Origin of the sequence: Humibacillus xanthopallidus (assembly GCF_006717145.1) — a bacterium.
GTDB lineage: Bacteria > Actinomycetota > Actinomycetes > Actinomycetales > Dermatophilaceae > Humibacillus > Humibacillus xanthopallidus.
Genome location: NZ_VFQF01000002.1, coordinates 1,425,860 through 1,438,425 on the forward strand (window position 1 = coordinate 1,425,860; position 12,566 = coordinate 1,438,425).

The 12,566-nt window shown below is 72.0% G+C and carries 14 protein-coding genes; 11 read left to right on the forward strand and 3 right to left on the reverse strand.

All coding sequences use genetic code 11. The features are described 5' to 3' along the window. The first annotated feature begins 28 nt into the window (after nt 1-28). The 5 genes from dapE (at nt 29) to FHX52_RS17290 (ending at nt 4,839) form a co-directional block, all read left to right on the forward strand. Nucleotides 29-1,129, forward strand: coding sequence for a succinyl-diaminopimelate desuccinylase (gene dapE, locus FHX52_RS17270; protein WP_141823517.1), 1,101 nt, complete (start codon nt 29-31; stop codon nt 1,127-1,129). Nucleotides 1,130-1,211: 82 nt separating this feature from the next. Then, a complete protein-coding gene (locus FHX52_RS17275) occupies nt 1,212-1,979 on the forward strand; it encodes an LOG family protein (RefSeq protein ID WP_141823518.1) in 768 nt (255 codons plus the stop codon). Further along, a complete protein-coding gene (locus FHX52_RS17280) occupies nt 1,976-2,431 on the forward strand; it encodes a DivIVA domain-containing protein (protein ID WP_185747342.1) in 456 nt (151 codons plus the stop codon). Before FHX52_RS17275 ends, FHX52_RS17280 begins: the two co-directional genes overlap by 4 nt. Further along, nucleotides 2,428-3,642 carry a hypothetical protein gene (locus FHX52_RS17285; RefSeq protein WP_141823519.1) on the forward strand — a complete coding sequence of 405 codons (1,215 nt, stop codon included), beginning with the start codon at nt 2,428-2,430 and terminating at the stop codon, nt 3,640-3,642. Before FHX52_RS17280 ends, FHX52_RS17285 begins: the two co-directional genes overlap by 4 nt. 225 nt (nt 3,643-3,867) lie before the next feature. Continuing rightward, a complete protein-coding gene (locus FHX52_RS17290; protein WP_141823520.1) occupies nt 3,868-4,839 on the forward strand; it encodes a hypothetical protein in 972 nt (323 codons plus the stop codon). A gap of 317 nt (nt 4,840-5,156) precedes the next feature. On the opposite strand, the gene FHX52_RS17295 is transcribed toward FHX52_RS17290, so the two are convergent. After that, nucleotides 5,157-6,005, reverse strand: a complete 849-nt coding sequence (locus FHX52_RS17295; protein WP_141823521.1) for an enoyl-CoA hydratase/isomerase family protein — start codon at nt 6,003-6,005, stop codon at nt 5,157-5,159. Nucleotides 6,006-6,148: 143 nt separating this feature from the next. Between FHX52_RS17295 and FHX52_RS17300 the strand changes: the two genes are divergently transcribed. Beyond that, nucleotides 6,149-6,322: a DUF3117 domain-containing protein gene (locus FHX52_RS17300; protein ID WP_141823522.1), complete on the forward strand. Its 174-nt coding sequence runs from the start codon at nt 6,149-6,151 to the stop codon at nt 6,320-6,322. 175 nt (nt 6,323-6,497) lie between these two features. Here the strand turns inward: FHX52_RS17300 and FHX52_RS17305 are convergent, their stop codons facing one another. Continuing rightward, nucleotides 6,498-7,121 carry an O-methyltransferase gene (locus FHX52_RS17305; RefSeq protein WP_141823523.1) on the reverse strand — a complete coding sequence of 208 codons (624 nt, stop codon included), beginning with the start codon at nt 7,119-7,121 and terminating at the stop codon, nt 6,498-6,500. Between the two features lie 71 nt (nt 7,122-7,192). On the opposite strand from FHX52_RS17305, the gene FHX52_RS17310 reads away from it, so the two are divergent. The 5 genes from FHX52_RS17310 (at nt 7,193) to tatB (ending at nt 11,274) form a co-directional block, all read left to right on the forward strand. Further along, nucleotides 7,193-7,732, forward strand: a complete 540-nt coding sequence (locus FHX52_RS17310) for a hypothetical protein (RefSeq protein WP_221630628.1) — start codon at nt 7,193-7,195, stop codon at nt 7,730-7,732. A 150-nt stretch (nt 7,733-7,882) separates the two neighbouring features. Beyond that, nucleotides 7,883-8,536, forward strand: coding sequence for an RNA polymerase sigma factor SigE (gene sigE / locus FHX52_RS17315; protein ID WP_141823524.1), 654 nt, complete (start codon nt 7,883-7,885; stop codon nt 8,534-8,536). Between the two features lie 19 nt (nt 8,537-8,555). Beyond that, nucleotides 8,556-9,311 carry an anti-sigma factor gene (locus tag FHX52_RS17320; protein WP_141823525.1) on the forward strand — a complete coding sequence of 252 codons (756 nt, stop codon included), beginning with the start codon at nt 8,556-8,558 and terminating at the stop codon, nt 9,309-9,311. After that, the gene (locus tag FHX52_RS17325; RefSeq protein WP_141823526.1) at nt 9,308-10,864 is read left to right on the forward strand and encodes a S1C family serine protease; all 1,557 of its coding nucleotides are present in this window, start codon (nt 9,308-9,310) and stop codon (nt 10,862-10,864) included. Before FHX52_RS17320 ends, FHX52_RS17325 begins: the two co-directional genes overlap by 4 nt. Before the next feature lie 56 nt (nt 10,865-10,920). Next, on the forward strand, nt 10,921-11,274 hold the full coding sequence (gene tatB / locus FHX52_RS17330; protein ID WP_141823527.1) for a Sec-independent protein translocase protein TatB: 354 nt from the start codon (nt 10,921-10,923) through the stop codon (nt 11,272-11,274). A 126-nt stretch (nt 11,275-11,400) separates the two neighbouring features. Here tatB and FHX52_RS17335 read toward each other — a convergent pair whose 3' ends face one another. Further along, nucleotides 11,401-12,543 carry an Mrp/NBP35 family ATP-binding protein gene (locus tag FHX52_RS17335; RefSeq protein WP_141823528.1) on the reverse strand — a complete coding sequence of 381 codons (1,143 nt, stop codon included), beginning with the start codon at nt 12,541-12,543 and terminating at the stop codon, nt 11,401-11,403. Nucleotides 12,544-12,566 lie beyond the last annotated feature (23 nt).

Genomic DNA, 12,566 nt, shown 5'->3' on the forward strand with positions numbered 1-12,566 from the left:
GGAGCCCGTGGCCGCTAGCCTTCCCCGTATGCCGTCCCCGACCGATGCCGCCCAGGCCACCTCCGTGACCGCCCTCGACCTCTCCTGCGACGTCGTCGCGCTGACCGCAGCCGTGTGCGACATCGAGTCGGTCAGCCAGGACGAGGCCGCGCTCGCCGACGCGATCGAGGCGGCGCTGCGCCCGCTCACTCACCTGACCGTCGAGCGAGACGGCAACACGGTCGTGGCGCGCACCTCGCTCGGTCGGGCCGAGCGTATCGTGCTCGCGGGCCACATCGACACCGTGCCGCTGACCGCCGCGCCCAACCTGCCGACGACGCAGGTCGACGGGCTGCTCTGGGGCCGCGGCACCGTCGACATGAAGGGCGGCGTCGCGGTCATGCTCCGCATCGCCGCGCAGGTCACGGAGCCAACTCGTGACCTGACCTTCCTCTTCTACGAGTGCGAGGAGATCGACGCCCGCTTCAACGGTCTCGCCCGGCTCGCCGAGCACCGTCCCGAGCTGCTCCACGGCGACTTCGCCGTGCTGCTCGAGCCCACCGACGGCGCCGTCGAGGGCGGGTGCAAGGGCACCCTGCGCGTCGACGTCGTGACGAAGGGCATCGCGTCGCACTCGGCGCGGCCGTGGAAAGGCCACAACGCGATCCACGACGCCGCCGTCGTGCTCGCCCGCCTCGCGGCCTACGAAGCCGCCACGGTCCCGGTCGACGGCCTCGACTACCACGAGGCGCTCCAGGCGGTCGGCATCGCCGGCGGGATCGCCGGCAACGTCATCCCCGATCGGTGCACGGTGACCGTCAACTACCGCTACGCACCCGACAAGGACACCGAGCAGGCGCTGGCCCACGTGCGCGAGGTCTTCGATGGCTTCGAGGTGACGCTCGGCGACGCCGCCGACGGTGCGCGCCCGGGCCTGCACCTGCCGGCAGCCCAGGCCTTCATCGAGGCCCTGGGGGTGCCGGTCAACCCCAAGGAGGGCTGGACCGACGTCGCCCGCTTCTCCGCCCTGGGCATCCCGGCCGTCAACTACGGCCCGGGCGACCCCAACCTCGCCCACATGGACGACGAGAGCTGCCCCGTCGAGCAGTACACCGCTGCCGAGGCCGCCCTGCTGCGCTGGCTGGCCTGAGGCGCGACCTTCAGGGATCGCCCCGAGGCGGGTGCGGGGGTTGCGACGTCGGGGGCACACCCCGGACGCATAGGGTGACGCTGTGAGTGACGAGCAGCCGGGCGCGACCCCGCCTGAAGCGGGCGAGAGGCGCCAGACCGGCCCGGTGACCCTGCGGCGCGGCCGCGTGCCTGCGACGACCACTGACCAGCGGCTGCTGCAGGGCCCGACCCAGGTCGACTGGCTGCACGCCGACCCCTGGCGCGTGCTGCGCATCCAGTCGGAGTTCGTGGAGGGCTTCGGCTCGCTCTCGGAGCTCGGTCCGGCGGTGGCGGTGTTCGGGTCGGCGCGCACGAGACCGAGCGACCCGGCATACGCCATGGGGGTCGAGGTGGGTCGCCGGCTCGCGGAGGCGGGCTATGCCGTCATCACCGGCGGAGGTCCGGGCGCGATGGAGGCGGCGAACCGGGGTGCCTTCGAGGCGCGGGGCACGTCGGTCGGTCTCGGCATCGAGCTGCCCTTCGAGACCGGCCTCAACGAGTTCGTCGACCTCGGCATCAACTTCCGCTACTTCTTCGCGCGCAAGGTGATGTTCCTCAAGTACTCGCACGGCTTCATCGTGCTGCCCGGCGGCTTCGGCACCCTCGACGAGCTCTTCGAGGCGGTGACCCTCGCGCAGACGCGCAAGGTGACCGAGTTCCCCGTCGTGCTCATGGGCATCTCGTACTGGCAGGGCCTCATCGACTGGCTGCGTGACACCGTGCTCGCGGACGGCATGATCGGCCAGGAGGACCTCGACCGCCTCATCCTCACCGACGACCCCGCCGAGGCGGTCGCCGCGATCACGGCCTACGAGGAGCCCGCCCCGTGACCTGGTTCATCCTCTTCGTCGGTGTCGTCGTCGTCTGCTTCATCGCGGCGCTCGTGCTCGGCCTCATCGGTGGGAGCTCGATCGGCGGCCTCGGCGGCGAGACCCGTAGCCTCACGCACGAGCCGTTGCCCGACGAGCCGATCGCCGACTCCGACTTCGACGACCTCGTCTTCGACGTCAGCCTGCGCGGCTACCGGATGAGCCAGGTCGACGGCGTCGTCGACCGGCTCCGGCGCGAGCTGCGCGAGAAGGACGAGGAGATCGCCGTCCTCCGCGCCAACACGGAAGCAGCCGCCGCCCTCCCCGGAAATCGAGAGAGCACGTCGTCGGCGGCATCCCGCACTCCGGGGCCGGGCCCCACGCCGGACAACCGAGAGAGCAACCCCGGCAGTAGAAAGAGCGCTTCGCCCGGGGCGACCGAGGCTCCGGACGGCGCCGAACCCCGTTCATGACCACAGTTCTCTCCCTGCGGCCTCGCCGCGAGTTCGTGCTGTGGGTGCTCGCGATCTATGCCCTCGCGCGGGTGGTCACGACGACGATCCTCGTCGTCGTGATGGGGCACCAGGTGCCGAGCGGCATGACCGGCGGCGAGGACGTGCCGGTCACCTACTTCCCGTTCACGGCCCTCTGGGACGGGCAGTGGTACCAGCTCATCGCCGAGCACGGCTACCCCTCGACCCTCCCGGTCTCCGACTCCGGCAAGGTCGGTGAGAACGCCTGGGCGTTCTACCCTCTCTTCCCCTACCTCGCGCGCGCCGTCATGGCGGTGACCGGTCTCGGCTTCCCCGTCGTCGCCTCGACGATCGCCCTCCTGTGCGGTTTCGCCGCGGCCGTGCTCATGGGACTGCTCCTGCGTGGCCGCATCGGCGACCCGGCGGCATACCTCGTCGTGGCGCTCTGGGCCAGCTTCCCCGCGTCGGTCACGCTGCAGCTGGCCTACACCGAGTCGCTCGCGATGCTGCTCCTCGTCGGCTACCTCTACGCGCTCTCGAGGGAGCGGTGGCTCGTGGCGACCGTCGTCGCGCTGCTCGTCGGGCTGTCGCGCCCGATCGCCGTGCCGCTCGGGGTCGTGACACTCGTCGTGCTCGTGATCCGCTGGCGACAGCGCGCCGAGCGTCCGATCGCCACCCGCGAGTATGCCGCCATGGCCGCTTCGCTCGTCGGGTGCGGCGTCGCGGGGCTGTTGTGGCCGGCGATCGCCTGGTGGCGCACGGGTGTCAGCAGCGCCTACACCGACACGATGGCCGCCTGGCGGGGCTACGCGACGGTCGAGCCCTTCACCCCGTGGCTCGACAAGGCGCGCTACTTCCTCGGCGACACGTGGGGTCCGGTGTGGCTCGTCGTCGTCCCGCTCGTCCTCGTCGCCATGGTGGCCGGGCCCTGGGCGGCCCGGCTCGGCGCTGACCTGCGCACGTGGGCGCTCGCCTACCCGGCCTACCTCGCCGTGGTGCTCGACCCCTACACGAGCATCTTCCGCTACCTCGTGCCGCTCTTCCCTCTGCTCGTCGTCATGCTCGGCGCCGGCTGGGCCGACGCGCGCGGCAACGGCTGGAGGCGGCTGCTCTGGCGTGCCGTGCCGCTGCTCATCGTCTTCGTCGTCTGCCAGTACTGGTGGACGGACGAGCTCTGGCGGTTCGTCCCCCCGAGCGACTACCCGCCGTGACCGGATGCAGTCACCCGCGCTGCCCACGCCACACCGCCCGCTGACGTATGCCGCATGGTTCGCCGCATCTGGGGGTGATCACCCCCAGATGGCGCAGACCAACCCGCGTCGTTCGAGAAACGCTCCCGGTCCACACCCCTGCGGACCCGGTCCGCAACGGCGCCGGCCGTCCACAGGCTCGGGATGCGGCGCGACGGGTGTATCGGGGCGGGGCACGCTCGACCCATGTTCCTTCCGGACGCAGCCGCCGCCCTCGCAGCACGTCAGTCGGGAGTCGTCAGCGTCGCCCAGCTGCGAGGCGCCGGGGTAACACGCGAGACGATCCGCTGGCGCAGCGGGCGCCACTGGCGGATGGTGCTGCCGGGCGTGCTCTGCCTCCACACCGGGTTGCCGACGGAGGAGCAGCGCCTCATGGCGGCGCTCCTGCTCGCGGGGGAGGGCTCGTGGCTCGGGGGCATGACTGCGGCAGCGCTCCACGGCGTGCGAGGTGCTCGAGTTGCGGCGCCCATCCGGGTGCTGGTGCCCGCTCCGCGTCGAGCACGAACGGTGGCCTGGGTCAGCATCACGAGCACGACCATCGCCGCCGAGCCGGTCATCGATCGCGGGCCGCTACGGCTGTCGTGCCTGCCCCGAGCCGTCATCGATGCGGCGGCACAGACCGATGACCGGTCGGCACGCGGCCTCATCCACGACGCCGTCCAGCGCCGGCTCGTGCGTCTTGACGACCTCGAGCACTGGCTGGACCTTCGAGGACGACAAGGTTCTGCGCGCCTGCGACGGTTCCTCGATGAGGCTGCTGCAGGCACGTGGTCCGTGCCAGAGTCGGATCTGCTGGCTCTCGTGCACCGGTCCGCGATCCTGCCGGAGCCCTGGGCCAACCCCCTCGTCACGGGTCCGACGGGCGAGGCCCTCACCTCGCCCGACCTCTGGATCGACGATGTCGCCTTGGCGCTCATGGTGCAGTCTCGGCAGTTCCATGGCGAGGTGCTGGACTGGGACGAGACCGTCGCATGCGCCTCGGACCTCTCCGCCGTCAGGGTGGTCGTCGTGGGGGTCACGCCGAGCGCCCTGACCCGCGACCCGGACGGACAGCTGCGGCGCATCGAGGCGCTCTACCTCACCGCGAAGGCCAGCGGCGTGAGGGCGCCGGTGCGGGCAGTTCCTCGCGGCGTGCCCGGCGCACTTCGGATGGCCTGAGCCTCGCGCTTCGAGACAGGGGTTCGACCCCGGGGTCCGGGGCCTATGGCGGTATGGGCTTGAAGGCAGCGCGATGGTCTGCTGGATCTGGGGGTGATCACCCCCAGATCCAGCAGACCATGCGCAGGAGCAAGAGTGCCGCGCCCTGACCCAGGCCCCAGGCTCGGCATCTGGTCAACTGGCTGATCAACGGCTGATCAACTCGGACTTGGTGCTGCTCTGACGACACCTCCCGCGAGTTGATCCACCAGTTGATGCGGCCAGCTGACTCGACCCGGCTCCAAGCCCGAGCCGGCCGCCCGAGCGCACCACCCGGGTCAGCTCCCGGTGTAGGTCGGCTTCTCCTTGGCGAGGAACGCGTCGACGGCCGCCCGGTGGTCGCTGCTGCCCCCGGTGAGGGCCATGAGGTCCGCCTCGTTGGCCAAGGCGTCTGCGAGGTCGACGCCCGCCGAGTAGGCGACGGCGCGGCGGATCGAGCCGTAGGCCAGCGTCGGGCCGTCGGCCAGGGTGTGGGCCAGCTCGCCCACCGCGTGCTCGAGCTCCTGCGCCGGCACGACCTTCGTCACCAGCCCGAGGGCGAGGGCCTCGTCGGCGGGCACGGTGCGCGGCAGGAGGAGCAGCTCCTTCGCGCGAGCCGGACCGACGAGCCGCGGCAGGGTCCACGAGGCGCCCGAGTCGCACGACAGCGCGATGCCGGCGAACGAGGTGTTGAGCCCTGCCCCCTCGGCCGCGATGCGGAAGTCGCACGCCAGCGCGAACGAGAGCCCGGCGCCGGCGGCAACCCCGTTGAGTGCGGCGATGACCGGCTTGTTCATCGTCGAGAGCGCGATGACGATGGGGTTGTAGTGGTCGGTGACCGTCGTCGCGAGCGTCGAGTCGGGGTCCGAGAGGCTGCGCACGTGCTCCTTGAGGTCCTGCCCGACGCAGAAGGCGCGCCCGCTGCCGGTCAGCACGACGCACCGAACGGCCGGGTCCTCGCCGACCCGTGAGAGCGCGGCCACGAGCGCGTCCTTGAGAGCGTTGTCGAGGCTGTTCATCGCGTCGGGCCGGTTGAGCCGCAGCCAGGCGACACCGCCGTCGATCTCGACGAGCAGCGGCGCCGACCCGGCGGCGGTGGGCTGGGTCGCGTCGGGGCGGGTGGGTGCGGTCGCGGGTGACTCGGTCATGGCCGCAACTCTGGCCCATTTGCGCCGCCTGCGGAACCCGCAGCCCCCTCTGCGTGCGCTCCATCACATCCCGGATTAGGTCTGGCAATACAGACACGGAATAATGTTCCACAAGGACCGAGGATTCCTAGGGAAGGGGAACCATGGCAGCAATGAAGCCGAGGACCGGAGACGGCCCGCTCGAGGTCGTCAAGGAGGGTCGCGGCATCGTGCTGCGCATGCCCCTCGAGGGCGGTGGGCGTCTCGTGGTCGAAATGACCCCCGACGAGGCTGCGGCACTGCGCGACGCGATCCAGGGTTGTGCCGGCGTCAGCTGACCCCCAGCCGATCCAGTTTTGGCGACGGCCCCCGACCACACGGTCGGGGGCCGTTCGCATGCCCCAAGCACACGGCATACCCCTGCGGTGGGCATCGCCCACGGGAGCCGGCCGACCGCGGCTGTATGCCGCCCGCCGGGCCCACGCTCGCCCGTGGCCCTGCCGAGGGGTGGGGTCAGCGCTTGACGGCGACGAGCAGGCCCTCGCCGACGGGCAGCAGCGCGGTGACGAAGTCGTCGCGGTCGCGGATCGAGCGCCCGACCTCGCGCAGCGTGCGGGTCTCGGGGTCGCGATTGGCCGGGTCGGCCTCCTTGTCCGACCAGGTCAGCACGAGGGTGCCGCCACTGCGCAGGAGGCGGGCGCCCTGCTCGACGTAGTCGGGGTACTCCTGGCGGTCGGCGTCGACGACCACGAGGTCGTAGGCGCCGTCGGTCATCCGCGGCAGCACCTCGAGGGCCCGACCGGCGATGACCCGGGTGCGCTGGTGCGCGAAGCCGGCGGCGGCGAAGGCGTCGCGTGCGGCGCGCTGGTGCTCGGCCTCGAGGTCGATCGTCGTGAGGATGCCGTCGTCGGGCATGCCGCCGAGCAGCCAGAGCCCCGACGCGCCCGCGCCGGTGCCGATCTCCATCACCGCCTTGGCGCCGGTGGCGGCGGCGAGCAGCTGCAGTGCGGCCCCGACGCCGTTGCCGACGGGGCGGGCTCCGAGCTCCTCGCCGTGGCGCTCCGCCTCCTCGACGTGCGCGCCCGGGGTGACGAACTCCTCGGCGTGCGACCAGGCGGCCACCTTCTGGGTGCTCATGCGCGCCAGCCTACTGTGACGGGTGGGACGGTCCGGGGAGGGCGGTGCCCGCGGAGGGTAAGGATCTGGTCATGGACGAGGTCACGAACGACAGCCGGGACGACGCACGGGCGGGCGACGGGCAGGCCGACGACACGCCGCCGCAGGACCGTCCGACGCCGGAGCACCGCCGGCCCCGTGGTGTCGACGACCGGACGGTCGAGGCACTCGGCAAGCTGTCGGAGGCTCTCGAGGTCGTCGAGGACGCGCGCGGTCACCTCTACGGCTTCCACCGGCTCTCCGGCATGGCCGACCTCACCCTCGGGGAGGCGGTCGACCTGTTCCGCGAGGCCGGCCACGGCGACCTCGCCGACCGCCTCGAGACCGAGCTCGTCGGGCGAAACGTCGTCGAGGGCCGCTGGACCTTCCAGATCGTCGAGGAGTACGACGACGACTACTACGCGACGTTCAAGCGGCTCGAGGAGCAGGCTCGCGGCGACCTCGTCGGTGGCCGGCGCCACCTCTTCGAGGCCGAGATGAAGGAGGACCGCCGCACCCACGGACGAGCCCACCACGAGGCCGTCCCAGGGGGCTCGGCAGCGGTCGAGTCGCCCCAGAACCCCGAGAAATAGCCCCCACACAGGATTCACAGGTTCCTGACAGGTTCCGATGTGCGGACTCATGGGTGACATCGAGAGGCTGATCGGGAACGAAAGAGGGGGAGACGACGTTCTCCACCTCACAGCCCCCGTGAAAGGCGTCAGCCCATCGTGACCTCCAGCGTGACCAGCAGCCAGCTCCCCGCCACGGGTGAGCCCGACGCGGCCTGGACTCCCCCCACGTGGGAGGAGATCGTCGAGCAGCACTCGGCGCGCGTGTACCGGCTCGCCTACCGACTCACCGGCAACCCCCACGACGCCGAGGACCTGACGCACGACGTCTTCGTGCGCGTCTTCCGCTCCCTGCACTCCTACCAGCCCGGCACCTTCGAGGGCTGGCTGCACCGCATCACGACCAACGTCTTCCTCGACAAGATGCGGCGCAAGCAGCGCATCCGCTTCGACGCCCTCCCCGAGGACGCCGCCGGCCGTCTCGCGAGCCTCGAGAAGGGGCCCGAGCAGACCTACCACGACTCCCGCTTCGACGACGACGTGCAGCGAGCGCTCGACGCGCTCGCGCCGGAGTTCCGGGCGGCGGTCGTGCTCTGCGACATCGAGGGCCTCTCCTACGAGGAGATCAGCGCGACCCTGGGCGTCAAGCTCGGCACCGTGCGCTCGCGCATCCACCGTGGCCGTGCGCAGCTGCGCGAGGCGCTGGCCCACCGCGCTCCCGAGGTCGTCGCCGCCGGCTCGTCGCAGGGTGGCAAGCCCGAGACCCGCACGGCCCGCTCGGGTCTGCGCCTGCCCGGCCGACGTGTGGCAGCAGGGACCCGCTGATGCAGCCGGAGCTGACGCCGTGACGCCACACCTCCGCGGACAGGTGCGGGCCTACGTCGACCGGTCGTTGCCTCCGGCGCTGCTCCACCTCTACGACAAGCACCTCGTGTGCTGCACGATGTGCCGTCACGCGGCCGACCAGGAGCGCCGCATCGTCGCGGCCCTGCGCTCCGACACCGGCGTGCCCATGAGCCTGCGCTCCTCGCTCATGGGCCTCGCGGCGACGCCGCCGCCGATGGAGGACCCGATCCGCTCGAGCGGTCCTCGCGTCCCCGTCCCACCACTCGGCTTCCGTATGCCGTCCGGCCCGTCCCACGACCCCGTGCCCACCGTGCGCCCGACCGCGCCCCCGCTGCACCGTTCGCCGATGCGGGCCGCGGTCGTGGCCTCGATCGCGGCCGGCGCGTCCGTCGCGGCGGCCTGGGGTCTGGCCATCTCGCCGCTGCCGGGGGCTCGTACGACCACCGCCCGGGTGCCGGTCGCCAGCTTCGGCGAGTCGGGCTTCGGCGGTACGCCCATCGGGGCGACGACGACCTTCCCGGCCCCGTCGGCACCGTCGGCTCCGTCGGCTACGTCGGGGCAGACCGTCGCCGGCCCGGGCCTGTCCGCCGGTTCCTCGCGCACATCGGGCTCTGGGGGGACGACCCGCTCGTCCGGCTCGCAGGGCTCGGTCACCGTGCCCTACTGGGTCGTGCGCAACCGCGCGAGTGCGCTCGTCGCCGAGGTGGGCCCGGTGCGCCTCTCGGTCGCACGTTCGGCACAATCAGGGCCATGACCAACGAGTCGACGACGCCCGGGGCTGGGACCCCTCGCGACGTCCAGCCTGACGAGACGGGCATCATCGACCTCGAACACACGCGCCCGGTGCCTCGCACCGAGGCCACCTCCACGGGGCAGGAGCAGGCCGCTGCCCACGACGACCCGTGGTTCGACGTCTTCGGTCCCGAGCACCCCACGCAGGGCCCCGGCGTGCCCGCGCGCGCCGACGAGGACTGGGGGAGCGACCGGGCCGACGCCCTCGCGGAGCAGGCCCACCGCGCGTCCTACGCACCGCCCGTGATCCCCTCGGGCCCGTCGGGCGCTGAAGGGGCACCCCTGCAGGCCCCCGAGGGTCAGACAACCCACGCCGGCTCGGGTGGGGGCTTCGCCTGGCCTGCCCCGACCGGTGAGGCCGTGACCTTCACCGATGCGCCCGCCGGTTCGGCAGACCCTCTCGACGGCACGGCGCCCGCTCGACGCAAGCGGCGGCGCTCGCGGTCCGGGCTCCTCGTGGCCGGCGTCGTCGGCCTGTGCCTGCTCTCCGGCCTCGTCGGCGGAGTCGCGGGCCAGCTGCTCGACGACCGGGTCAACCTCGCCGGCTCGACCCTTCCGGAGCCGGGCCCCGGCGCGACCGACCGCCCGGCCGGCTCCATCGCCAGCATCGCTGCCACGGCCCTTCCCAGCGTCGTGACGATCAAGGTCGACGGCGGCGCCGAGGGGGCGGCCACCGGGTCGGGCTTCGTCATCGACGCCAAGGGCCACATCCTCACCAACAACCACGTCGTCGAGGGTGCTGCCTCCGGCGACATCGAGGTCGTCCTCAGCAACGGCGACACCGAGAAGGCGACGATCGTGGGCCGCGACGCCAGCTACGACCTGGCTGTGCTCAAGGTCAGCCGCCCCGGCCTGACGCCCCTGCAGCTCGGGCCGTCGAGCAAGGTCGTCGTCGGTGACCAGGTGATCGCGGTGGGCGCGCCCCTCGGGCTCGACCAGACCGTGACGACGGGCATCGTCAGCGCGCTCAACCGGCCCGTCACCCCGGGCTCCGGGGGCGGCGACGTGACCTCCTACATCAACGCGATCCAGACCGATGCGGCGATCAACCCCGGCAACTCGGGTGGTCCGCTGCTCGACCTCAACGGCAAGGTCATCGGCATCAACTCGGCCATCGCCCGGGTGCCGGGCGCGAGCGGCACGACAGGCGGCAGCATCGGGCTCGGCTTCGCCATCCCGAGCGACCAGGCCCGCCGCACGGCCGACCAGCTCATCTCGACCGGCAAGGCGACCCACCCGATCATCGGGGTGCAGCTCGACCAGACCTTCAGCGGCGAGGGCGCGCAGGTGTCCGACAAGGCGACGGCGGTGACCGCGGGAGGCCCGGCCGACAAGGCGGGAGTCAAGCCCGGCGACGTCATCACCGGCTTCGAGGGCAAGCGCATCCGCACCCCCGACCAGCTCATCGTCTCGATCCGTTCGCGGGCCGTGGGCGACACCGTGACCCTCACCGTGAAGCGTGACGGCAAGCAGATCGACCTGCAGATGACCCTCGAGGCTGAACCGGACAGCTGACGTTCGGGCGACATCCGTATGATGACGCAGCCAGGGTCGCAGGGAAGCGAGGACGTGTGTTCGACATCAACGGCTGGGAGCTGCTGCTCCTCGGTCTGCTCGCCATCCTCGTGCTCGGTCCCGAGCGCCTGCCGGAGTATGCCGCGAAGTTCGGGCGCTTCGTGCGCCAGGCCCGCAGCATGGCCGACCGCGCCAAGGAGCAGCTCAAGGACGAGATGGGTCCGGAGTTCTCCGACATCGACTGGCGCGCGTACGACCCGCGACAGTACGACCCGCGCAAGATCGTGCGCGACGCGCTCAGCGCGCCGCCTGACGCGGACGAGGCCCCTGCGGCATACGACAAGCCGGTGAGCACCCCGCGGGGTCACGACCCGGCGCTGCCGACGCCCTGGGACGCCGAAGCCACCTGAGAGCAGGACGGCCGGAACGACTTCTCGTTCCGGCCGTCTCGCGTTCGGGTGCCGTTCGGATGCCGAGTCCGTATGCCGTCCCGCCCGGGCCGTGGCACCCCGGGCCGGTCGCTGGGGCGGGGTCGGTCAGCGCCCAGCGGGCGTGAGGCCGAGAGAGCGGCCGGCGAGCCCGCGCGCACGCGTGCCGAGGCCGCGGGCGATGCCGCGCAGGGCCACCGCGGCGGCCGAGTCCGGCTCGCCGAGCACGACGGGCATGCCGCTGTCGCCGCCCTCGCGCAGTCGCGTGTCGAGGGGGATCTGCCCGAGCAGCTGCACGGGCGCCCCGATGCTCTTGGTGAGCGAGTCGGCGACCGCCTGGCCACCACCGGAGCCGAAGATCTCCTGGCGGGTGCCGTCGGGCAGCTCCAGCCACGACATGTTCTCGATGACGCCGGCGAGCCGCTGGTGCGTCTGCAGGGCGATGGAGCCGGCTCGCTCGGCGACCTCCGCCGCGGCCTGCTGCGGCGTCGTCACGACGAGGATCTCGGCGGTCGGGATGAGCTGCGCGACCGAGATGGCGATGTCGCCGGTGCCCGGCGGCAGGTCGAGGAGAAGCACGTCGAGGTCGCCCCAGAAGACGTCGCCGAGGAACTGCTGGAGCGCCCGGTGCAGCATCGGGCCGCGCCAGACGACCGGCTGGTTGCCCGGCACGAACATGCCGATCGAGATGACCTTCACCTCGTGCGCGATGGGAGGCAGGATCATGTCGTCGACCTGGGTCGGACGCTGCTCCACACCGAGCATGCGCGGCACCGAGAAGCCGTAGACGTCGGCGTCGACGACCCCGACCCGCAGGCCCTGCTCGGCCATCGCGGCGGCGAGGTTGACCGTCACCGACGACTTGCCGACGCCGCCCTTGCCGGACGCCACGGCATACACGCGGGTGAGGCTGTTGGGCTTGGCGAAGGGGATCTCCTTCTCGGGGGCCCCACCCCGCAGCTGGGAGCGCAGCTCGGCGCGCTGCTCCTCGCTCATGACGTCGAGCTCGACCTCGACGGAGGTGACGCCCTCGAGGGCGAGCAGCGCGTTGCTCGAGTCGCGGGTGAGCGTCTCCTTCATCGGGCAGCCCGAGACGGTGAGGAAGATCGCGAGGGCGACCTTGCCGGCGTCGTCGATCTCGACCGACTTGACCATGCCGAGCTCGGTGATCGGCTTGCGGATCTCGGGGTCGTTGACCTTCGACAGTGCCGTGAGCATGGCGTCACGGCTGGGCAGCGCGGGGACAGACATGTCCTCCATCGTAGGCCGACCCT